The organism is Kamptonema formosum PCC 10802, assembly GCF_000332335.1.
Lineage (GTDB): Bacteria > Cyanobacteriota > Cyanobacteriia > Cyanobacteriales > Oscillatoriaceae > Oscillatoria.
Map to the genome: position 1 here is coordinate 6,122,209 of NZ_KB235948.1, position 23,021 is coordinate 6,145,229.

The 23,021-nt window shown below is 53.2% G+C and carries 18 protein-coding genes; 6 read left to right on the top strand and 12 right to left on the bottom strand.

Features of this window, described 5'->3' with window-relative positions:
- Positions 1-83: 83 nt before the first annotated feature.
- The gene (gene msrA, locus OSC10802_RS0126985) at positions 84-749 is read left to right on the top strand and encodes a peptide-methionine (S)-S-oxide reductase MsrA (RefSeq protein WP_017719895.1); all 666 of its coding nucleotides are present in this window, start codon (positions 84-86) and stop codon (positions 747-749) included.
- 194 nt (positions 750-943) lie between these two features.
- Here msrA and OSC10802_RS0126990 read toward each other — a convergent pair whose 3' ends face one another.
- The 7 genes from OSC10802_RS0126990 to OSC10802_RS0127015 all read right to left on the bottom strand — a co-directional run bounded on the left by OSC10802_RS0126990 (position 944) and on the right by OSC10802_RS0127015 (position 8,237).
- Entirely contained in the window at positions 944-2,347 is a 1,404-nt protein-coding gene (locus OSC10802_RS0126990) for a reverse transcriptase family protein (protein ID WP_017719896.1), read from the bottom strand.
- Positions 2,348-3,488: 1,141 nt separating this feature from the next.
- On the bottom strand, positions 3,489-5,132 hold the full coding sequence (locus OSC10802_RS0126995; protein WP_017719897.1) for a hypothetical protein: 1,644 nt from the start codon (positions 5,130-5,132) through the stop codon (positions 3,489-3,491).
- Between the two features lie 26 nt (positions 5,133-5,158).
- Complete coding sequence (locus tag OSC10802_RS0127000; RefSeq protein ID WP_017719898.1) at positions 5,159-5,383, bottom strand: type II toxin-antitoxin system HicB family antitoxin; 225 nt, start codon at positions 5,381-5,383, stop codon at positions 5,159-5,161.
- Between the two features lie 41 nt (positions 5,384-5,424).
- Positions 5,425-5,955 carry a hypothetical protein gene (locus tag OSC10802_RS0127005; protein WP_017719899.1) on the bottom strand — a complete coding sequence of 177 codons (531 nt, stop codon included), beginning with the start codon at positions 5,953-5,955 and terminating at the stop codon, positions 5,425-5,427.
- A 20-nt stretch (positions 5,956-5,975) separates the two neighbouring features.
- Positions 5,976-6,236: a RelB antitoxin-like protein gene (locus tag OSC10802_RS42005; RefSeq protein ID WP_017719900.1), complete on the bottom strand. Its 261-nt coding sequence runs from the start codon at positions 6,234-6,236 to the stop codon at positions 5,976-5,978.
- A 223-nt stretch (positions 6,237-6,459) separates the two neighbouring features.
- Positions 6,460-6,783 carry a hypothetical protein gene (locus OSC10802_RS51225; protein WP_155968445.1) on the bottom strand — a complete coding sequence of 108 codons (324 nt, stop codon included), beginning with the start codon at positions 6,781-6,783 and terminating at the stop codon, positions 6,460-6,462.
- A 71-nt stretch (positions 6,784-6,854) separates the two neighbouring features.
- The gene (locus OSC10802_RS0127015) at positions 6,855-8,237 is read right to left on the bottom strand and encodes a helix-turn-helix domain-containing protein (RefSeq protein ID WP_017719901.1); all 1,383 of its coding nucleotides are present in this window, start codon (positions 8,235-8,237) and stop codon (positions 6,855-6,857) included.
- A gap of 310 nt (positions 8,238-8,547) precedes the next feature.
- Here OSC10802_RS0127015 and OSC10802_RS0127020 point away from each other — a divergent pair, with 310 nt between their 5' ends.
- Positions 8,548-8,910 carry a hypothetical protein gene (locus OSC10802_RS0127020; protein ID WP_017719902.1) on the top strand — a complete coding sequence of 121 codons (363 nt, stop codon included), beginning with the start codon at positions 8,548-8,550 and terminating at the stop codon, positions 8,908-8,910.
- Positions 8,911-8,922: 12 nt separating this feature from the next.
- On the opposite strand, the gene OSC10802_RS51230 is transcribed toward OSC10802_RS0127020, so the two are convergent.
- Positions 8,923-9,105, bottom strand: a complete 183-nt coding sequence (locus OSC10802_RS51230; protein WP_155968447.1) for a hypothetical protein — start codon at positions 9,103-9,105, stop codon at positions 8,923-8,925.
- A 3-nt stretch (positions 9,106-9,108) separates the two neighbouring features.
- Positions 9,109-12,282 carry a HEAT repeat domain-containing protein gene (locus OSC10802_RS0127025; RefSeq protein ID WP_017719903.1) on the bottom strand — a complete coding sequence of 1,058 codons (3,174 nt, stop codon included), beginning with the start codon at positions 12,280-12,282 and terminating at the stop codon, positions 9,109-9,111.
- A gap of 406 nt (positions 12,283-12,688) precedes the next feature.
- On the opposite strand from OSC10802_RS0127025, the gene OSC10802_RS0127030 reads away from it, so the two are divergent.
- The 4 genes from OSC10802_RS0127030 (at position 12,689) to hemJ (ending at position 16,501) form a co-directional block, all read left to right on the top strand.
- Positions 12,689-13,099, top strand: a complete 411-nt coding sequence (locus OSC10802_RS0127030; protein WP_017719904.1) for an ArsR/SmtB family transcription factor — start codon at positions 12,689-12,691, stop codon at positions 13,097-13,099.
- A 4-nt stretch (positions 13,100-13,103) separates the two neighbouring features.
- Entirely contained in the window at positions 13,104-13,832 is a 729-nt protein-coding gene (gene hetL, locus OSC10802_RS0127035; RefSeq protein WP_017719905.1) for a heterocyst differentiation pentapeptide repeat protein HetL, read from the top strand.
- Positions 13,833-14,180: 348 nt separating this feature from the next.
- Complete coding sequence (gene hemN, locus OSC10802_RS0127040; protein ID WP_017719906.1) at positions 14,181-15,566, top strand: oxygen-independent coproporphyrinogen III oxidase; 1,386 nt, start codon at positions 14,181-14,183, stop codon at positions 15,564-15,566.
- 377 nt (positions 15,567-15,943) lie between these two features.
- The gene (hemJ, locus tag OSC10802_RS0127045; RefSeq protein ID WP_017719907.1) at positions 15,944-16,501 is read left to right on the top strand and encodes a protoporphyrinogen oxidase HemJ; all 558 of its coding nucleotides are present in this window, start codon (positions 15,944-15,946) and stop codon (positions 16,499-16,501) included.
- A gap of 51 nt (positions 16,502-16,552) precedes the next feature.
- Here hemJ and OSC10802_RS0127050 read toward each other — a convergent pair whose 3' ends face one another.
- The 3 genes from OSC10802_RS0127050 to OSC10802_RS42010 form a co-directional block, all read right to left on the bottom strand.
- On the bottom strand, positions 16,553-18,232 hold the full coding sequence (locus tag OSC10802_RS0127050) for a serine/threonine-protein kinase (RefSeq protein ID WP_017719908.1): 1,680 nt from the start codon (positions 18,230-18,232) through the stop codon (positions 16,553-16,555).
- 285 nt (positions 18,233-18,517) lie between these two features.
- Entirely contained in the window at positions 18,518-20,368 is a 1,851-nt protein-coding gene (locus OSC10802_RS0127055; RefSeq protein ID WP_017719909.1) for a serine/threonine-protein kinase, read from the bottom strand.
- A gap of 107 nt (positions 20,369-20,475) precedes the next feature.
- Positions 20,476-22,638, bottom strand: coding sequence for a protein-arginine deiminase domain-containing protein (locus OSC10802_RS42010; RefSeq protein ID WP_232731762.1), 2,163 nt, complete (start codon positions 22,636-22,638; stop codon positions 20,476-20,478).
- Positions 22,639-23,021: the final 383 nt, after the last annotated feature.

Genomic DNA, 23,021 nt, shown 5'->3' on the forward strand with positions numbered 1-23,021 from the left:
TCGGTTTTCCGCCCCCCTGGAGTGGCAACTCGGGTATTATATTAAGTAAAGTAAAGATGTCGTTCAGAAATCACTAGAAACTCATGGGGCTATTCGGATTTGGTAAGAAGCTGGCACTGCCCACTCCTCAGGAGGCTTTGCCTGGACGGGCGCAACCCATGCCGGTTCCCGCCCGTCACTATGTGAGCGGGAATCCGCTCAAACCCCCTTACCCGCTGGGGATGGAAATGGCAATGTTTGGCATGGGGTGTTTCTGGGGGGCGGAACGCAAATTTTGGCAGCTTGAGGGCGTTTTCAGCACTGCGGTGGGTTACGCCGCCGGCATAACGCCAAACCCTCTGTATGAGGAGGTTTGCACCGGCATGACGGGTCACAATGAGGTGGTTCGCGCTGTTTTTGACCCGAAAGCTATCAGTTACGAGGCTCTGCTGAAGGTGTTTTGGGAAAGCCACGACCCCACGCAAGGGATGCGTCAGGGCAATGATGTTGGCACGCAGTACCGTTCGGGAATTTATGTGTATTCGGACGAGCAAAAGAAGCTGGCTGAAGCTTCGCGAGACGCTTATCAGGACGCTCTGAAAGCTGCCGGTTACAAGGGGATTACTACTGAAATTCTGGACGCTCCTGAATTTTACTACGCGGAAGGCTACCACCAGCAATACCTCGCGAAAAATCCGAATGGATATTGCGGTCTGGGCGGGACGAAGGTTTCTTGCCCTGGATTTGCTGTGCCTGAAGGGGTTAAGTGATAGGTTTGATTGACTTTACCTGATGCAGAGAAACCCGGTTTCTTTAAGAAACCGGGTTTCTGTCTTATCCTGCGGCAACTGGCTAATAATGCTGCTTGTCCCTTGAAAGGAGGCAGAGCCTCCAAAGGGGCGTTCCCAGGCTCCGCCTGGGAGGGGGAGAACTAGAAACCGGGTTTCTTAAAGAAACCCGGTTTCTAAAGCATGTATTTTTCTTTGATGCGCTGAATTTGTTCTAGGAATTCTGCGCCTTTTTGGGGGTTGACCATTGCGACAAAATTGGCAAATCCCTGCAGGGAGGCGAGAAGGGTGTCGGAGTTGCCCCAGTGTTTGCCTTCTAAGCCGTCTCTCTCGATTTGGTAGAGTGTGGCGCGGAAGCGTTTTAAGGTTTCTCTGGAGATGTTGGGGTGGCTGTTGACAACTATGCCGGTGACTTCTTGCTGCCGGTTTTTGCGCAGGATTCGGGTTTTCTGTTCGTTGATGGCAAATCCTTCGTGGGCGACGATTGACTCTGTGCGTCTGAGGATGTTGCAAATGTGGCGCAGGCTCTCACCGGCACCGGAAAAGGTGAGGTCGTCTGCGTAGCGGGTGTATGTAAAGCCGAGTTCTTGCGCCATCTGAACCAGCCGCCGGTCTAAGCGCCGGCACAGCAAGTTGGTAATCGCTGGAGATGCGGGGGAACCTTGCGGGAGGTGCCGGTTGCTAATTGCTACAAAGTAAGTCTTTCCGTCTAATTCGACTTCTTCAATTTCGGGTTCGGTACAGAGTAACGCGAAGATGGTGCCGGCGGATTCTGAATAGCCGAAGGACTGGAAAAGTCCTTTAACTCGTCTGTAGGAAATTGAGGGAAAGAAATCTTTGAGGTCGAAGTTGATAATAACGTCTGCTGCGACGTGAGGTTGGGCGTTGGTGAGGATGGAGCGCTCGCGCCTGAATCCGTGAGCGGCGTCGTGAAGTTCCAGCTTTTCCAAAATATTGCTGAGTATCCAGTGCTGCGCTCGCTTCAAGCGGGGCATGGGGGCGGAAATCAGCCGCTCGCCACCCGTTTTTTTTGGAATTTTGAAGCGAATGTAGTGGGAGGTTGTTGAGGTTTTGCGGTCAAAGGCGAGAAAGCGCAATTCGCCCACAGAAATCCCCATTGCGCCGGCAATGTCTTCGGCGGTTTGGCAGGGGGGCAAGCTGTTACTTTGCAACCGCTCCAAATTGCCTTCTGTGCGGTTGAGCCCACCAGAAACATCTTCCCCCAGATAGATGATTTCTTTCTGTTTTTTCTCTCGCCACGCTTGGGCGCGTTCTTGACGCTCTCTTTCTCGCCGCTCTTTTGTTTCCTGACGCTTGCGCCGCGATTCAGCCAGTCGCTGCTTGAGCATTTGTTTGCGGAGCGCTTGTTCGTTTTGCAGGCGGGATGTCTCGCGCCGCAGTTCGTCGAGCTCCCGCCGGATTTCTCCTTTGCGCCGGATTTCATCGGCTGGATCTTGGGGGATTTCGCCCTGTGCCGGCCAGAATCCGTAGCGAATCATTTCTTCGAGAATGACTTCTTCTCTGCCAATTTGCCAGATGCGTTCGTAGAGTTCTTGGCGGGTTCTCGGTTGGTCAGTCATGGTGCCGGTGTTATACCTATTTTGGATTTTGGATGCAAGGATTTTGGATTGAAAAAGGCGGGAGGAAAGCTTTTTATCCCTCGTTCCTAGGCTCCGCCTGGGAACGCGACTCTGGAGGCTCTGCCTTCTTTCTCCAATAAGCAGCATTATTATTATACCTATTTTTGATTTTGGATTTTGGATTGAAAAAGGTGGGAGGAAAGCTTTTTATCCCTCGTTCCCAAACACCCTGCGGGAAGCCTGCGGCTACAGCCTGGGAATGCGACTCTGGAGGCTCTGCCTCCTTTCGACCACATGCAGCATTATTAGCCTAACAGCTTGAGTCGCGTTTATCTGTGTTTATCTTTGTACTTCTGCGGTTTTTAATAAGCTAGTTTCTAGGCAAAAATAGTCGGGAGGCGGAGCCTGTGCGTGAGCCTTCCCAGGTAGTAGGGGCGGGTCCGAGTGCCATCGGTGTCAACTTAAGCTCCCGGCGATTGGAAATCGCGGCTACACAAATCAAGTCCGCCTGCGCGGACTTAAGAGAAGAGCTAGAATCTTAAAACCCGCGCAGGCGGGTTTTGTCTGTATAGCTGCGGTTTCAACCGCCTAGAGACTACGGGACACAGCTTAAGTTGACACCAATGGTCCCCGTGCCCGCCTCCGGAACTAGAAATAAGCTAACTTGTAGGCAAAAAATAGTCGGGAGGCGGAGCCTCTGGGTGAGCGCTCCCAGGCGGAGCCTGGGAACGAGAAATGAGAAAAAAAAATCACGCGCCGCTAAGCTTTGGTTGCCCCTTCGTAAACCCCTCAGGACTAGACTGCTCAACTCAAGCGGTCTCGGGTACTGTCGCTCATTCACTTCGCGGAAGTCACACTGGAATTGCGACAGTACCCGAATGACCGCACAGTCAAGAGCAGGCTAGTGATGCGTGTCTGGACTGAGCGCAAGGACGGCGATCCACCGCCCGGATTGCAAGGCTGTTTACCTCGTAATTAGCGTGCGCGTGATGGAATTACCGGCACGAGTGCGTCACACTTTGGAAAATATACCCTGGCGATTAGAAATCGCGGCTATACAAACGAAGTCCGCCTTCGCGGACTTTTGCAGATAGCCTAGGCGGTTTCTACTTCTATCCCGGATTCCCTCGTGGGATGCTACCTACCGGCTCTGACGAGCGTGTTGCATTCGCAGGGCCAGAATGTGCTCGCACGGGCCTTTGTACAGCTTGTTTTGCTGGTGCCAGTTGCAATTACATTCTGCACCTATTATACGCTCGTCGGCATCAACTGTCAAGGAGGGGTTTAAAATTTTTTCCCGGTCTTGGACAGTGCCTTGCAGTGCCAGCGCTCCGGCGGAATCGCCGGTGACTGAGGACACACGGACGGCATTTTGGGTCAGGAAGCGAGTGGCCTTTTCTTCTCGCTCGTTGGCAAAGCGCAGGCGCTCCACCGGCAGGGGTTCGCGGCTGAGCTCCCGCACTCGGTACACTTGCTTATTCAAGTCGTAAATGGCCCGACCGGCTTGGGTGTAGGCGCTCAACGCTCCCAAAACCGCCGCTCGGTTCAGGTTGAGGCGCTGCGCCAAAACGTCAGGAGTTTCTAACCAAGTGTGCCTCAATTCATCAAAGATGAGTTGCTGGGTGTAGGAGTCCACATCGGCGCGGGGTGCCATCAAGTCGAAGTTGCCAGATTGCGACCAATCATTGGCTGTCCACCCGGACAGACCGAGGGTAAAAGACATGTCGCCCAAGTCGGCAACGTAGAAGGATGGCATACCGTTTCCTAACAGGTGAACGGTAAATTTTTTGGCGATGGGGATGAGGCGTTCCAGGATGTGAATGCGCCGGCGTCCCCACACTCGAATGACTTTTTCATCACTGCCGGTGTAGGGGGAGCGAGGGCAAACCAGTTCAATGTTCCAGGGTTCAAATACAACGCGCACCGGCGCTCCGGGTTTGAGGTGGTAGCGCAAGCTGCGGGGGCCTTTTTGCTCTTTGTGCCGGCGCAGGATAAAGCAGAGATTGTGAATGTCCATTGGGTGCAAGTCAAACCGGGTTGCCGGCAGGGACATTGCGGAGCTAACTTGCAAGAAACCCCTCACCCAGCTGTCCGGCAAATCGATTTTGACTTCCTTAAATGTCTCTTCGTTGGTGGTTTGAACCTCAAAGCCCGACGGGTCGATTTGAAATTGGGTTGTCTTGTAGCTGCGGATTTTCTGGAACTCGTCGTAGAGTGCGGCTGAGTAGTCGATATTGGTGGTGCCGCAAGCGAACTCGCTGATCTTTTTAAACACCTCGTAGCTGGCACCCAGGCGACCGTAGCTGGACTCATCGACGCTGAAACACTCGAAGAACACCTCATCCGGGTGAACTGTGATTACCGGGTCAAAGAGAAAGTAGATATCGAGTTGCTTTTTGAAGACGTATTGACGGAATTTCTCTCTGGCGTCATAATAAGGTTTCAGGCGAGAGTAGGTGTGCCGGTCAAGCTCGGTGAGTTCTGCTTGCAGCGCCTTTACTTTCTCAGCGACTTCCTGGCGCATAGTGGCGACCTGCTGCCAGTCTATTTCCTCTTGTTTGGCCCGCCACTCTTTGTAAGCGGTTTTGTCTTTTGGTTTGAACCGCAAATCGGAAACGACGACATCGTGCAAGGCGCTAATCGCCTTGCGAAAGGCGACATTTTGCCGCAATTCGCCGATAAAATAGGTGGGGGGGCGCTTGACATCGGGAGAGAAGGACATCTGGGTGCTTCCGCCGGTGTCGCTGACTGCTGTGCTTCCTTTGTAACTGTAGTTGAATTCCATAGTAAGTGTTTGTGCGTAAACTAGACTCACACAACCTGGAGAGACTTGCCAAATTTACTCGGTTTTGGTAGAGTTTTCCCCTCCTCTAAGCTGGACTCTATTAAAAGTTCTAACACCTCTTGTGCGTTTTTGAGCGCCTCTTCATAAGTATCCCCATGTGTGTGGCAGAGTTCCCCCCACTCAGGAAGGCTGACCACATAGCACTCGTCTTCATCTGACCACTGAATCACGATAGTGTACTCACACTTCATTCTTGTCCCTCCTCTTGTCCGCAGGAGATCCTGCGTGCTAACTAATCGATAGGAACCGGCAACCCAACGCGCATAAAGAACCGAGCAAAAGCTTGCGACAAGTGCTCCCGATAGGGCGAAAGGAGTCTCAATCGCTGACCGCGTTTTGCTGCAAGGCTCTTGAGAAAGGGGTAAGGCAAACTATAGACATTGCGGAAGTCAACAACACGGGTGTCGCTATTCCAACCCTCAAGGTCGCACCTCCGCAAGACGTGATAGCCAGGAATATTCCCACGCCTCAAATCTTCCTTGCCTTTTCGCGACTTGAAATAGTCATTTTCCCGGCCAAACTCTTCGAGCGACCAATGAGGACACACCAAGACCAGATCCAGCTTTTCCTGTTCTAAATCGCAGGATTGGCTCATAACAATCACGTCGAATTCTTGAATGTAACCATCCAGTTCGTATTCATTCCCTTCCGATGTCTCCAGAAGTTTCACAGAGGGGAGCAGTACAGGACAGCCGTCCAGTAAATCTCCTTGGCGGAGGTCTGACCCTTCCACAAATCCATACCAGGGATAAGTTTCAGTCATGCCCAATATTTACCTATATATTAGTCCAGGGACAAGGGGTCATATATGACTCGCGGCTTGGCTCGACCCAGGTGTCTGACCCGAACCTTTACCTGCCGTTGGGAAAGAGGCTCCATCCGAACCATCATATCTTTTTCTACGTCTGTGTCAGTCTCTCTCTCCTCATCTGTTTTGATCTTTTCAAGTGCTGAGGATATTTTTTCAAACTCAGCCAGGGTAATTTGGACAGCGACAGGCTGCTGGTTTTCGTCAATCAGATAATTTTTATGAATTTCCAACATAGTCACAAGCTTCTGCTGTATGTTATAGGAGTATCGCGTTTTTGCATTGGTCAATGGCCCCTGTATCTAGATACTGCGACAGACTTTCGCCCGTCTGCGCCGGCTAAAAAAACCCTTGTTTCCTGTGTTTCCTGTCGTCCCCCTAAAGAGTCAGGTTTACTTTCTTATGCCGGCACTCTCGGAAAGCCGGTATACAAAAGTGGGATGTTCCCTATGTTATTTATTATAACTGATACTTTTGTACCTCATCATATTGAAAACCGCTAAGCCCGCGCCCACACCCCGAAGAGGTAGGACCGGCCAGAACGCCTGTCCCTGAATGGGCCGGCACCGGCACGACACCCGCGCCCAAACCCCGAAGGCGTAGGACCGGCATCCCGCCTGTCCCCGAATGGGCCGGCACCGGCACCACACCCGCGCCCACTCCCAGAAGACGTAGGACAGGCGGGACGCCTGTCCCCCCTCGTGGTGTCCACCGGCACGACACCCGCGCCCACTCCCACCGGCGAATCCCCACGCCGTCCCAATCCAAAAGTTTATTCAGCATATATGCCGGTGTGAAAGAATATCGGTGAACCCGCCCCTAAAACTAGAGATGCCACCGGCACGGCAATTCTATTATAGCCCTTTAATATACTGCTTCAGTACAGGTAACAGCGTGTAAAGATTGTCTCGTTTTTCTATCAAGCACCGGCGCGATAGGGATTGCAGTGCGTTGGGTAACTCTGAGGATGGGATTCGCCCCTTTTCTAGCAAGCTGTCCCGGCTCATCGGCCCACTTTCCCCAGCCAGCACGAACATCAGCGATTTTTCTCTCTCAGACAAGCGATTAAACTGCAGCCGGCAAACATCTTTCACATCTTCCGGCAACACTATGCTATCATTTTGTAAGAAGTCAGTCACGCGGCTTCCCGACTCTTCAATGAGAGTGGCCACACTTTTTAACCAGAGAGGGTTGCCTTGGTAGCGGTCAGTGAGTGCGTCCCACTCCTGTTCTTCTGTTAACCCGCTATCTCTGAGGATTTGCCGGCTGGCTGCGGTGTCCAAACCAGTGAGGGTTAAGGTGCGAATGGGACTATTTGGGCTTTTGAGTTGAGCGACTTCTCTGGGTGGCTCCCAACCTACGAGCAGGAAACAGCTGTTATGCTGTGATTCTGCTATCTCTTTGAAAAGGGAGCGATACTCTTCGCATGCCGATTTGTACTGACCGGCATGCTGTCCGCTACTGAAGAGGTTGTGAATCTCATTTAGGATAACCAAACACCGGTGCTTTTGCAAATATTTAATGAGGGGGAAGCGCCTGGTGTTGGTTGCGGATGGGTTGCTGTCCTCCGCTTCTGAGAAAAGCTCAGTCAGGTTCTCTTGCAGTTCCGCCGGCGTGGGGGATGAGTTGAGGTTGTGCCAAAGCACATATTGAAACTGGTTTTTAATTTGCTGTGTGAGTTGCGCGGCGAGGGCGGTTTTGCCAATTCCGCTGATGCCGGTGAGCGCTACCAGGCGACAGCGTTCTTGTAAAATCCAGGTTTGCAGGGTTTCCAGTTCGCCGGTGCGAGCGTAAAAAGCACCCAACTCCGGCATCTCGCTCAAATCTTGAGGCAGGGTTGGGGTTTGTTGTGGGCTAGATGCTTCCTGCTGTGGTGGGTGTGAGTTGGTTATACTTGGCGAATGCCTGTTGTCGCCACAAAAGTTAACACTGCTAATTTGCCCGAAGTCTTGTGCTTGTGCGACATTTGAAAATAGGGCTATTTGCCATCTTTCCATTGCTGCTCGTAAATTTGATTTACTGACTTTTTCCCCCAAACGTTTTGAAATAATCTGCCATAAGTCCGAGGCAACCTCCCTAACACGAGCCTCCGATAGGTTAACCGCCTGGGCAATTTCTTGGTAGTCCTTATCTTCCCATGTCCCGCGCAGAATCCTCTCTTGCAAGTCATTCAGGTGCTTATCTGTTTGGGCCAACACCAGCTCGTCGGCGAGCTTTAGCACTTCCTTAATGTCCATACAGTCGGGTAAATGTCACTGCTGGCTGTATTGTACCCTACATTTCCCGACTTCGCCCTACATTCCCCTACATTCCCCTATATTTCCCTATATTCCCCTACATTCCCCTACATTCCCCTATCCTTCCCGATTTTTCCCTACATTTTATCATGCTGGCAGCTGGAAAAATCCCCACAAAACCCGACTTTTCCCTGCAGGCAGGAGAAGAATTTATTGCTAGTATGGGCGCAAATAAAGCTCTGTCCGCTCGTAAAGGTCTCGTATCTAACACAAGAATAGTTTGTGGGCTCGATAGCAGAAAGCAACAATTATGGCAGCAACAAACAAGAGAAAAGCCAGAGAACAAGCCCGTTCAGCCATTAACGTATGGGCTTTATCATTTGCTAGTGTGGCTTGGATTCCAGGTTCCCACTATGTAATGACTACAGGCGATTTAGCAATGGTTGTCCAAATCGGGTCAATTTTTGCGGTTGATTTGGACAAGTCACAAGCTGGGGCAGTGTTTGCTACAGTTGCGGCTCCACTTATTGGCAGTAAAATTGCACACTCAGTCCTTGACTTTGTGCCTGTTTTAGGTTGGGCAGCAAAATCAGCAGTAGCTGCTGGAGTTACAAAAACTGTTGGTGAAGCACTGATCCACTATTTTAATGGTTGCTCAGATCTGCCTGAATAAATAACACTACCCTTAGACTGCCCGGGCACCGGCACGACGCCCGCGTCTACGTCCTCGTGGCGTAGAACCGGCATCCCGCCTGTCCCCTTCGTATTGTGGGCGCAGGCGAGACGCCTGCGCTACGCCTTCGCGACGTAGGACCGGCATCCCGCCTGTCCCCCTCGTGAAGGCCACCGGCACCACACCCGCGCCCACACCCTAACTCCTCACCTCCGAAACCGGCTTCACCTGAATCGGTAACTCAATCCCCGGAAATCGCCGGCGAATCCTCACCATGATCTCAACCGCCGTCGCCTTATCCCCAATCGCCAGCGTCACCGACTGGCGCGTCAGAATTTCCGCCACAATCCGCGCCGCCTCCTCACTCTTTTGCGCCTCCTTATCCAAAAACTTAAAAATCCGCCCTTTCGCCACGCGCCCCCGATTCACCTGACACAGCACCGTCACAAAATAGGGCACCAACTCTCGCAGCCGGTCGGCATTATCGGCAGCGTAACTCTCCAAATAATTCGTAGCAAACACCTGCATGTCCCCACTCGGATGTTCCGAGAACTTCAGCAAATACTCTTCCCCATAACCCTCCTGAAAATTGCGCCTCACCAAATCCCGCCCAAACACCCGCACATCTTCCCGAACGCTGTCGCACACACTCACCATCACCTCTGGCATCCAGTCTTCCGCAGAAAATTCCGTGCTGAAAATCCGGCGGGCAAACTCCCGCGAATCCTCCCACTTCGACTCCAGCAACCGCACCCCAGCGAGCATTTCCTGCGAGTTCCCGCGCAGCCGGCCTAAAATTTCCCCAAACATCTCTCGCGCCGCTTCCCGCACAGACAAAACCTCGTGACCGGCAAGTTTGACAATTTCGCTCGTCTCCAACCCCCCAACAAACCTGTCCCGATTTTCCTTGAGCACCAACCCCCCCAATTCTTGCACAGCGCCAGACTTCGCGCCCACTAGCCGCATCGCCGTCTCCTCGCTAATCCGCGACACCCACCCCGGTATGTCTTCCCGCATGACGCGCACCACATCCGCGTGAACGCCTTCATGCCTTTCTGGCACTACCAAAATCTCAATAAAATCACCGGCAAGCCCCAACCCAAACTCGGGATAATTGCTTGCCAAGCGCCGAATTGCTGGGCGGATAGCGCTGCGCAGCTCACCGGCAGCACTCACCGCCATTGCAATAATAAACGAGCGATCGCTCATCAGCCTCTCATCCGGCAATTGCCCAAAAAGCCTCACCCCAATTGCGCGTACCGGCTCATGCGGCGACGCCAGAAGCGATTCTATCAAATCTGCCGGCAAGTCAACCGCCCTCATCTCGTGATTGAGCAAAATCCTCGCCCCCAACTCCTGAATTTCTGGCATCGGGTGCGCCAGCAAATCAAGGATAACCCCAAATCCCAAATTCCGCAACTGCGGCGTGAAACTAGCCAGCAGCGTTTCCCCAATTTCTTTCGCCAGTTCGGCTTGGCTTGGCTCAAGTGCCAGCAGCGCCACAATAATGCGCCCAATCAGCACCCTCGCAGTCGTGTCGCTCAAAATTGAAGAACCCAGGAGCCGGCGGGCGAACCGGCGCGTGTCAGCTTGCGAACTTGTCACTAAAGCCGCAATAAAATCGCTCTCTTCAAAAAAGCGCTCCCGCTGCTCTTCAATCCACCGATAAGCTTGCGCCCGAGCTTCTAGCGACACGCAATTGACAGCAGCCAAAACCAACTGCCGGTTGGGTTCGGCGGGGTTGTAGCGCTCCCTAGCCAGCTCAAACCCCAGCAGCGCCGTCACTTCATAAGTTTTGCCCAAAAGTGCGATTACTGTCTCAATATTCAGCTCAGCACAAAATTGCCGGCAGGCTCGCATGGCTTTAGCAGCAAACTGGTGAACCGGGCGACAGTTGCTTTGCAAAAGCAATTCCAGCAGCGCCTCTGGGTGTCGCTCCCAAAGTTCCGGAAACGCCTCCTCCCGCACTTGCGGTTCCGGATTTCCCGGAGTATAATTGTCCTGACAGCGCCACGCTTGGGAACCCGGCTTTAACTCATAGCGCGGACTGTTTTCATAGAGAATGTGATTAAAGGTGAGATAGCCGGCATAAACATCCCAATTGCTCTGGGAGACGATAGTGCGCCAGGTAGAGCGCTCCCACCGGTACACATTTGAGTGCCTGACTTCCTGAGCGTCAGCATCGGAATACACGAGCAAAACACCGGCAGCCATTCTCACATAGTCCGGATCGCCCTCTTCAGCGAGTTGCTCCAGCGTGCGCCACACGCGCCGGCGCAGATATTCGCGAGTCCTGTCACTGTAAGCAATTCTGCAGTTAGGGCTCTGCATTTCCCGCTCGAACTCAGTGCCTTGAACTTGTTCGTGCCGGCCTTTTGCAGTATTGTAGTTCCACTCACGCCTCCTCAAATATGTGCCGTCTGGGAGCCGAATGAAATTCGTGTCGCTGTGAAACATCCCCGATTCTCTCTCAAACCGGTAGGCGAGGGTGCCGAAAACTTCTGCATCGTGCCGGTATTCAGCCATTTTGAAAATGTGGCGAATCTGCCGGAAGTAATTGGGTTTCACCGGCGCGTCGCGCAAAACAGAGAGCAGTGCTGGGCGCACATGTTCATTATCGATTTGATAAATCGCATCGAGGACAGCAAAATGCGTGCTGTCTCCCCCATCTAGATAGGCGCGAAGTGCCGCTAAAAACGCCTCAGACGAGCCATTTCGAGCTAAGTCCCGCAATTCAGAAGGCAGTTGCTCTATTTTCCCGGCTCGCATTTCTTGCCGCACCGGCTCGCCAAACAGCTTAAACCGCGCTTCCCAAGCAATGCGGCGCACAAATTCCGGATTTGAGCTGTCGCAGAGACGTTGCAGGGGAGCAATCGCACTCTCGTCCCCGCACCAGCCTAGCGCCCAGGCAATGCAGTAATTTCTCAGCGGTTCGCCGGTGCCAATCAGCTGAATGAGCAGTGATGTGGCTTCCGGGATTTGCAGCTCACCGGCACGCCAAATCGCCCTCTCTACCGGCCATTTATTATTATCCCGTCTCGCCAGCCGGTTCAGTATTGCCTGGTGTCGCGGATTGCCGGCAACCGGTGCGTTTGGCGCGGGTTCGCTAGATGCCGGTCCGGTGCGTGCCGGCGGCATTTCCTGATAGCCTTTCTTGACTTTTTCCCCCACCAATTTATCAAAAACTCGCTCAGCTTGCGCTAGGGGAACCGGCTGCTCGGTTTTTGTCCCTTCCTTCAGCTTTGCGCCCCGGCGTCCGTAACGAAAGTTCACAGTATAGCGATTCTCCCCCAGCCGGTAGAGATCCACTTCATAAACTTTGTCGGAAGCCCCTTCTCGAAAGTAAAGCGAAGTCCGCTTAATTAGTTCCATGCACGTCCCTCAACTACACAAATACAGCAAAGCCGTTTAGCCAGCCGGTGCGGGCTGTTTTCCCCCGGAAATAAAAGCGCCCCAGCTAACGGGGCTGAGGAGTATTGTTAATAATTTATCTCATTTGGGTAAATAATCAACTGGCCGGCTATGAAAATTAACATTCCGTAAAATTCCGCCCCTCGTTCCGGGGTTCAGGCTGGGAACGCCGCTGTGCCGGCAGCCGGCACCCCGCTCCGGAACGCCGCTGTGCCGGCTCCGCCGACTTTCAAGCGCCGATGAACGTGCTCCCCCCACCGGCACCGCCAAACCAGTAGAATTGCCGGTTGTTTCGTGCCGGCTGTACTTCTATGTGGTAATATGGTAGGCTAGTCTAGTCCTGAATTAAAACTTCCCCTGACTCGCTATGCCAAAAACTTCCTTGAAGAAACCGACTGTCGTGGCGCAAGCTCCCCAACAAGAGTGCGGACTGTCTAAACTGCCCCCCGCCGCTCTATCCCTAATGGCGGACTTTTTCAAGGTTTTGTCAGAAGCCAGCCGGTTGCAAATTGTTTGCAGTCTCAAGTGTGGGCCAAAAAACGTCTCGCAAATCATCGAAGAGACCGGTTTGGGGCAAGCCAATGTCTCCAAGCATCTAAAGGTCTTGGCTACAGCCGGCATCGTGACTCGGACTCAGCAAGGCACGAGCGTGTATTACGAAATCGCCAATCCTTTCCTGTTTGAACTGTGCGATCTCGTCTGCGACTCTCTTTTCATTCAAATGCAGCAACAAAATCAGCAGTTACAGCAGATCAAACTTTTGCAGGAGTCTTTTTAATGACATGGATGCCAGCGAATTTTTCAGAGAATATGCAGCCGGCAAAAGGAATTTTTCTGGCGCGGAATTGTCTGGGGCGGAGTTCCGGGAAGCGAACTTAGTTCATCTCAATCTGACAGGCGCTAACCTCAGCCACGCTGACCTGCGGGAAGCGCGGCTGGGTCAAGCCAATCTCTCTCAGGCGAATCTCAGCCAAGCGAATCTGAGTGAGGCGATTCTGTGGGGGACAGATTTGAGCGAAGCCAACTTGCGCCAAGCGGAGTTGCGAGAAACCGAGCTAACTGGAGCCAACTTGACGAACGCCCGCTTGCAGGAAGCAAAACTCACTAAGGCGTGTTTGTCTGGGTGTAATTTGAGCGGCGCGGATCTCTCAAACGCTCTGCTATTTGAAGCCGACCTCCGTCCCAATTCCGCACACCCAACCGACCTGAGATACGCAATTTTGAGCGGTGCCAATCTCAGCTACGCGAACTTAAGCGGGGCGATCCTGCACAGGGCTAATCTGGAGGGAGCTAAGCTTTGCCGAAGCATTTTAGCGGTCTGGGAAAAAGACAAATTCTGCCAGACAGACTTCAGCGAAGCCAGCTTGCAGGGTGCGGATCTCAGCTATGCTGACTTCACTGGGGTGAATTTGCGCAAAGCGAATCTTCGGGGAGCTGACTTAACCCGAACTTTGCTGAAAAATGCCAACCTGGAAGGGGCAATTATGCCTGATGGCTCGGTTCACGATTAACACGATTAGAGAGTGTTTATCAAGAAAACGTGAAAGAGCCTACAGAGGTTTGTAGTTGGGCTTTAGCCCAATCAGCGGGCTCTGAAAAAGCCGCCCGATGGCCAGGTTTGTAGTTGGGCTTTAGCCCAATCGGCGGGCTCTTAAAGCAGTAAGGCTTTTCTGCGCTCGCTCCCTCCCCGCACCCAGGGGCGTGCCGGTGCCGGCGCGGGGTCTATGTTAAGAATTATTACAAGATTCATCACTGCGAAGCGATATAGTGTTCTATAAGAAGTCATGGCTACCCGCCCCATCCAAGGGCGCTAGCCCATACCCGCCGGCACCCCGGATCTGGACTAGGAGGCAAATTAGATGGTCTTTTGCGCTCAAGATGTGACGTTTGACTTTGATTTGATTAAAAAGTACGACATGCCGGTGCCGAGATACACCAGCTACCCACCGGCAACCGAATTAAAAGAAAATTTTTCCCAACTCGACTATCGGCTGGCGATAGCGGCGTCCAACCAGCGACAGTCGCCCCTCTCCCTATACTTTCACCTGCCCTTTTGCCACAGCGCCTGCTATTTTTGCGGCTGCAACGTCCTGGTATCGAACAGCACAAAACTGGCCGGCAATTACCTGCAATATTTAGCGCGAGAAATTGCAGCCACCTCAGCCCTGATTGACCCCAGCCGAAAAGTGGCGCAACTGCACTGGGGAGGGGGCACGCCGAATTACTTGTCCATGCCAGAAGTGGAATCCCTGTGGACAGCCATCAACCGCCACTTCACCTTCGAGGACCGGCCAGAAATTTCTATCGAGATTAACCCCCGATACGCCGACAGGAACTACATTTTCTTATTAAAGTCCCTGGGCTTCAATCGCATCAGCTTTGGCATTCAGGACTTCAACCCGAAAGTCCAAGAAGCAGTCAACCGCGTCCAGCCGGAAGCAATGCTCTTTGAAGTTATGGGCTGGATTAAAGAAGCCGGGTTTGAAAGCGTCAACGTAGACCTGATATACGGGCTTCCCTATCAAACCGTAGAAACCTTTCGGGAAACGGTAAAAAAGACGGTTCAGCTAGACCCGAACCGCATTGCCATCTTTAACTTCGCTTATGTTCCCTCCCTCAAACCTGTCCAAAAAAACATCCCGCAGTTTGCCTTACCGCAGGCGCAGGAGAAACTAGAAATCTGGCAAATGGCCATCCAAGAACTGACGGATCGGGGATATGTCTTTATTGGCATGGATCACTTTGCCAAACCCCAGGATGAGCTCACCATTGCCCAGCGGAACCGCAGCCTGAAACGGAATTTCCAAGGCTACACCACCCAACCCAAAGCCGAACTGTTTGGGTTTGGCTTGACATCCATCGGCATGATGGAAGATACTTACGTTCAAAACCACAAGCGCTTAAAAGACTATTACCGAGCCATTGACGAAGGTAATTTACCCGTCAGCCACGGCATCCAGCTGAGTCGGGAGGACATTCTCCGGCGAGATGTGATCATGCAAATCATGTCGAACTTCCTGCTAGAGAAATCCGACATTGAATCCAAGTACGGCATTAATTTCGACGCTTATTTCGCGGCAGAACTGGAGTCTCTTCAACCCCTCGAACAGGATGGCTTAGTGAAAGCCTCGCCCCAGCGCCTTGAGGTGACGCCTCTCGGCAGATTGCTCGTCAGAAATATTGCGGTGATCTTTGACGCTCACGCTCACAACCGGGGTGCAAAAACACTTTCGCGGTCGATTTAAGTTGGCGAGCGCACAGTAAACTTTCCTCGTTCCCAGGCTTCGCCTGGGAACAACTCAAAGGAGGCTCCGGCTCCGCCTCTCCTGGCAATTCAGCGCTGCCACCGGCGCGGGGGTAATATCATATCCGCTGGCATGGGTTGTGTGTGCATAGCCTTGTAGGGGCGGGTTCTAGCAAGATATTTCTGGCGAGCCAGCAGAATATGAATAAACCCGCCCCCACCCAGGGTGCAACAGCGGTGCTACCGGACATGATATAATACCCCGCGTTCATTCGCCAACAGCATCATTTAAGTTGGCGATCCTGCAGTAAACTGTAAGTTGGCAGTCCGAGCTAAAGCCCACACTGCTAGCTCGGCCAGTTAAAAAGGAGACAATTCATGGCTTATCTCTGGTTTAAAGCATTTCACATCATCGGAATTGTGGTTTGGTTTGCCGGCTTGTTTTACTTGGTGCGCCTTTTCGTGTATCATGTCGAAGCCGAGGAGAAGCCAGAACCGGCTCGCCAGATTCTCAAGGAGCAGTACCAGCTGATGGAAAAACGCCTTTATAACCTGATCACAACCCCAGGCATGGTGTTAAGCGTCGGCATGGCAATCGCTCTGCTCGTAACAGCACCGCAACTCCTGCAAGACGTCTGGTTGCAATTTAAGCTGGTTTTGGTCGCTGTTTTAATGGCCTATCACTTTTACTGCGGCAGGCTTATGAAACAGCTAGCCGCCGAAAAGTTTACCTGGAGCAGCCAGCAAATGAGGGGGCTGAACGAAGTTCCCACAGTCCTTTTGCTAGCCATTGTTTTGCTGGCGGTGTTCAAGAACACTTTGCCAGTCAGCGCCACTATCTGGGCGCTTGTCGGGATAACCGCCGCCCTGGCAGTGTTCTTTCAACTCTATGCCAGACATCGCCGCAAGCAAGCCTTAATTGAAGTGCGTGACTAGAGGCAAATCCTCTGGAGACAGCGTTCCCAGCCCTAGGCTGGGAACGAGAAATCAACCGGACTTTTTGATTCTGTCGTCAAACAGCCAGCTGCCGGTTTGCGCATCCCACACCAGCTGGATGCGAATAGAATCAGGAATGACACGCCCATCTTTCATCAAGTACGCTATGGCGGCATCCACTGTAGCTGAATCCCCGCCCGACTCTACAAGCGTCACTTGCCGGATATCCACTTGCTGAACCTTTTCCCACCAGCCGGCATAAGCCTCGTAGCTATTCTCCGAATATTTACTTTGAAATTTCCCAGACAGCTTGCCCCACCCTGTTTGATAATTGCGGCTATTAATCATTGCATAGTAATCTCGCACAGCTTGTTCCGGCGACGGTTTAGACGAAGCTTGCGACGGGGGCGAACCGGCTTCACCTGCTTGTAACCTGCCGGCAGGTGCGCTGCGCTCTTTACTCGCCAAATCGCAGTAGGCATCCGGCTTTTTTTGCTGGTAATCCCTCAGCATCTCAGCACAGCTGGCGCTGTCGGGGAACTTGGCCACATAAACCTGCCACAAAGGGCTGCCAGATAGATTGGGGTAATCCGGTATCCAAAATTGACTGGCTTCCCTATACCCAGACGATTTCAGCGTTTGCAACCGGCTCTCGGCATTGTTCTGATCTCGAAAGGCAGAATCTGCCAAAAAATAAAAAGAACCGGCATCACTTTCACGAGGCGGCGAATTTGGTTGAGGTCTGGTGATGGCCAAACCAATTATGACACAAGCCCCAACAATCCCTCCCACAATTGCCGCCTTTTGCCAATCTCCCCCACCCGAAGGCGCACTTATCGGCACCTCCAATGAACGAGACACCGGCACACCAGAAGGCACAGTCGGAGACACCGGCACTGTCGGTTGCTGCAATGGTTGCTGCAAAGCGTCCAGCATTTCCCGCGCCGCAGTATAGCGCTGTCGCGGATTAAATTGAGTCGCCTTATCCAGCACCGCTGCCAATTCCGGACTCACCCTCGAAGCGTGCCGGTGCCAAACAAATTCCCCCGCAACCGGATCTGCCAATTCTTGTGGCCATTTCCCCGTTAGCAAATAAATCGCCGTCAGCCCCAAACTGTACAAATCGCTAGAATATAAAGGTCGCCCCGCCGCCTGTTCCGAAGGCATAAACCCCGGAGTTCCTATCACAATCGAACTCGTGGCATTCCCCTGAGAATTCACCACCGTTCCCATTGTTTCCTTCACCGCGCCGAAGTCAATCAGCACCGGCACCCCATCCCGCCGGCGCACAATAATATTGTCCGGCTTAATATCCCGGTGCACAATCCGCTTGCTGTGGACAAACTCCAGCACCGGCAGCACACTCACCAAAAACGCCCTGACTGAACTCTCACTCATCACCCCAGACGTTTCCAACTTCTGGCTGAGCGTTTCTCCGTCCACCCACTCTTGCACCAAATAGAACCCGTCCCCTTCTGAAAAGTAAGCGTACAGCCGGGGAATTTGACTGTTCCCCTCGCCCAACTCTTCCAAAATCGCCGCCTCTCGCGCGAACCTATCCCGCACCAGCTGGTATATCTGGGGATTGTTCGCCACCGGCTTCAGTTGCTTGATCACGCAGCGGCGGCTAGAGGGCATCTGGGTGTCTTCCGCCAGAAAAGTTTCGCCAAACCCCCCTGCGCCCAGTGGCTTAATAATGCGATAGCGGTTGTTCAACAGTGCCGGTGTCATCGGAAGCTACCACGTCGGTTTTAAAGATAGCCCTGAGTCTAGCAGATCCTGGCGCGTTTTCTGCCAAATTTATCAAAAATTTACACAATCCGCCCCTGAGTTCATCTCCGGGCAATTAATCATAATATCTGTCTGGGCGGTTTTGGCCTTGGCAATTTGACCGCCGGGCAAGAGATATAGCGTTTCTCATATTAGTGAGGTACTGAGAAACTACTGAGAAACCCGGTTTATTTAAGAAACCGGGTTTCTGCCATGTACCATGCCCCATGCCCCATGCCCAATCCCCTACCTGTAGCTTGTGTCGTCAATCAGCCAGGTGCTAGTTGCCGCATCCCAAATCAGGGATAAACGCTGAGACTCAGGCGCAACCCGGCCATCTTTCATAATGTATGCCAGCCGGACATCCACCACAGCTGACTTAGCGTCAGATTGCACCAGATTTACGTCCTGCAGATCCACGCGATCGACCTGCTGCCACCAGTCCTGATAGGAAGCGAAACTGTCACGCGAGTGATTTCTTTTGAAGTCGTAAGACAGCTTCGTCCATCCTTTATCGTACTGGCGGTTATTGATAAGATTGGAGTAATAATCTCGCACCGCTAGCTCTGGGTAGGGTCTGGAATTAGAAACAGCCGGCGCTGAGGGCTTAAGATTCGCACCGGCGGACGCATCTGTGTACAAAACCTCAATCCGCACCGCATATTTCGAGGTATTATGAGAGGTAATTTCAACATTGTAGTCACCGGAACTTGGCAGTGTGCCGGTCCACTCACTGTTGCTCCCGCTCGCCGTTCCCAGCTTTTGGTCTAGCTGGTCATACACCTCCACTTTTACATTCCCTTTTAAAATTATTACCGTAAACTGCTGCCCTTTAGCGCTCTTCACCTGGTAGCGTTTGATTTCTCCGGGGGCGACAGAGCCTCTCACCGTCGTGCCGGTGGAACCGAGACTGAAAGTAACTCGCTGAATGTCAACTTTTACGATTTCGCTGTCAGGCTGCTTTGGTTCGGGGCTGGAAATCGCCGGCGGTTTTTTTGTGGGCTTTGCTGCCGGCTTATCTGGTCGCACCGGCGTCGATCCTGTACCGGCACTCCCTGAGCCCACCCCGGACGGTTGAGATTGAGCCACAAGCAACCCGATGAGCGCAAACGCACCCACAATTCCGCCGACAATTGCCGGCTTGTGCCAGTCGCCCTCACCTGCAGATTGCGGTGGTTGCGCCGCTACGGTGCCCCGATTAAAACCCGGGGAAACCGCCTGCGTCTGCATTTGAGACATATTGCCTGCCCGTGCCGGCGCTGCCGGTGCGGCGGGGAGGGATTGCAAGGCGGAAAGCATTGCTGGCGCGTTGTGGTAGCGATCTCGCGGGTGAGACTGAATCGCCTTATCCAGCACCGCCACAAAGCCCGGGGTGATATGGCTTGCGTGCCGGTGCCAGACAAACTCGCCGGTGCGGGGGTCCACTTCCAGCTGTTGGGGAGTCCTGCCGGTGAGCAGGAAAATTGCCGTCAGCGCTAGAGAGTACAGATCGCTGGAGAAAAGGGGTCTGCCTGCTGCTTGTTCCGAGGGCATAAACCCGGGAGTGCCAATCACAATCGAGTTGGTGGGGTTGCCTTGGGTATTGAGCGCCGCCCCCATCGCTTCCTTCACCGCGCCGAAGTCTATCAGCACCGGCACCCCGTCGCGCTGGCGCAAAATGATATTGTCCGGCTTGATATCGCGGTGGACGATGCGCTGGCTGTGGATGTAATTGAGCACCGGCAGCAGGCTGACCACTATTCCCCGGACTTGACTTTCCCCGAGCTTGCCCTGTGCCCGCACGGTATCGCTGAGGGTGACGCCCTCGATCCATTCCTGAACTAAATAAAACTGCCCCCCTTCCGAGAAGTAGGCGTACAGCTTGGGAATCTGACTGCTGCCCTCGCCGAGTTCTTCCAAAACAGCTGCTTCCCGCTGGAAGCGATCTCGAACCAGCTGGTAAATCTGGGGGTTGCCGGTGGCGGGTTTGAGCTGCTTTATCACGCACCGGCGCGTTGAAGGCATGTAAGTGTCTTCAGCGAGGAAGGTTTCGCCAAACCCCCCGCTTCCCAACAGGCGGATGGTGCGATAGCGGTTGTTCAGGAGTGCCGGTGCCATTGGTTCCAGTCCGTAACGCTTTTGTTATAAAAATAGCACTGCTTTATGGCAGATGCTGCGAAAAAACCCGGTTTCTCAAAGAAACCGGGTTTCTCGCGCCCCAGGAATCAGCGTTGGGCCTCGGTAGAGGGCAAAGCCTTCCAGAACGGCTCAGCGAATCCCTTGCGCCTGGTGTTGGTGGCGCAGTGGGTGTTGCCCCTGAGTTCCTGATAGTAGCGGTCATCTAGAAAATAGACCTTGAGTGCGGAGCGCGCCACCCGTTTGCGGAACGCCTCCTGGGTGTAGTCTTTGCCACCGATCAGGGCCCCGCGCGGATTCGACACCATCAGTTTGCCATTCACGGCCACCGAGTTGACCATATTTGACCAAAACGCCGAGCCCCCGTAATTGAACATGGCGGGAATCCGGATAATTTGACTGTCCGTGAGTTTAAACTCGCGTTTGAGTTTGGCGATGATGGGGTTGATTTTCTCGGTTTGCAGCTTGAGATTGTACTGGATCAAGTTCTTGCTATTGAGCGCCGATCTCACGGTTGTTTCGGTACTCAAGCCGCGATTGATCAGTTGGTTGCCGTATCCTTTTTTATCGAGTTCTTTCAGGAGTTTAACTCCCTCCTCCGGGCTGACAATCATCATGAGTGGTTTTCCGGATGGCGAGGGAATAAAGCTTACAATCTCGTCTACGTGGCGAATCGCCAGCCAAGACGTGTCAATCACCACCGGCGGGCCTTGAAGTTCCTGAGCTTTCAGAAAATCTGCCACATCCGGGTGAAAGGAAACCGTATCGGACTTGCCGTAATAAATTCGGCCCAGGGGGTAGCCCGGGAGGGGGGGAGTCACTTCCAGGTTGCCGTACCAGTCTGTCCACTGGTTGAGGGGGTCGAGGGCTCGCGGCTTGCCAACTTGAAACCAGCCGAAGTCCCTGTCGAGGAGGTTGCGGGCAAAGGTGTCCGCCACCCAACCGCGATTGCCGTTGAGGACGACATTGATTTCGCGGACAGAAGACTTAGCGGGGAACTGGACGTAGCCAATTTCCATTGTATCTTGCTTCCAGACGGTGCCTCCGGGCACGATATTAACCTTAGCGCCGGTGGCTTCCACACCGGTTTTGATTTGGGAGACAAACTGCTGGTTGGCTGCGCCGCGCTGGCTGACGTAAAGTTCCTTAACCGGCGCGGTGTTGGGCAGCATAATCCAAGGAACTACGCGCAGGCGCACAGTATCTGAGGCGAGTGTCTTGCCGTTTTGCCGAGCGCTCGCCTTGAGGGTGAGGGAGCCGTTCCAGTTGCGGTTGGCGAATTGTTTAGCCTCCACCCCGAGGACAATCTCGCGGCTGTACTCGAGGGACTTCTCGCCGTCAAAGCTAACTGGCAGCCATCCGCTTTGGGTTTTTTGGAAGATGTTGATATAGGGGCGGGATTTCTCGTCAGCGTCCAGGAACACTTCAGCATCTGCAAACCGCTCACCCAACTGCAAGTGGATTTTGGCGAGATCGTCTGCATCGCTGTTGCCGTTCACCTTACGATCTTGCCAGTCGGGGCTGCCGTTGCCGTCATCGTCGTCGCTGTTAAACAGCATGAAGGCACCTTGTTGCCAGGACCATGTTTGATGGTTCGGGTAGTCGTTTTGATTGACCTCACCGTCGCGGTTGGTGTCGCCGTAAAGGTTAAAGGTGTTTTTCTCAAGCCGGGCTTCTGTGGCCACCAGCTGCACGGCGAGCGCTTGATAGGAATGGGAGAGGCTTTTCGACTGGGAGTAATCTCCGTAGAGCGCGAAACCGAGGCCGGTGGAGCATGGATTGGGCTCAGTCTGGGGGCGATCTGCGGCTGGCTTGCCTTCCGGGACAGATTTCCCTTCTGAGCGGGTTTCAATTAAGGAACAAGATGCCGGCGGGGCGATGGTCAGGGGGCTGTACATGAGTTCCATGCCACCCAATATGCCAAACGCACTCGTCACCGCCACCGCGAAACACCGAAGCCGGTGCATAAAGTTTATCCTCACACTATGATTGATGTTCAAAACAAAGATTGTACTAGAATTTCTAATGGCGTGCAGGTGCGGCAATCTCCCTGTGCGCGCTTGATGCTTGTCAAGTGTGCCAGAAAGCTGCCGGCGATTTTCTGCCGGCAGCGCCCCTCCGGTGCCGGCAACTCCTGACCGGGATGCCGTCATCTCCTGCTGTCCACGAGTGTGCCGCCGGCGTTGGGCGAGCCGTCTCGCACGATTCCTGACTCCCCTGGGCAAATCAGGACTGAATTGGGAGTGCGGCACTGCCCCGCCCCCACTCCCGGGTTTGCAACCCGATGGCTTGCGAATTTATGCAGAGTTATCCTGCCGGATTTTATATTATTTATGGGGAGGGTTCAAATCCGAAATCTGAAAAATGGGAAAGAGAAACCCTGTTTTTTCATAGGTTTTATAGGCGATTGGCGGGAGATATAGCAGTAAGCATTTAGGAAACCTCCATTCCGGCCTCCCTTGCTGCCCCGCTCCCGAAGCTTCTATTGTTCTAACCAATATGACTGCTGCTATAAAACTTAACCTTCAAGTAAGAGACTCGCAAAATATAGAGTTAGCCAAGTCTTGCCCAAGAAGCCTATATTGTGCAATTTAAAATCCGGTCCCCAAACGGTTCCGCGCCCGTCCGAGAGACG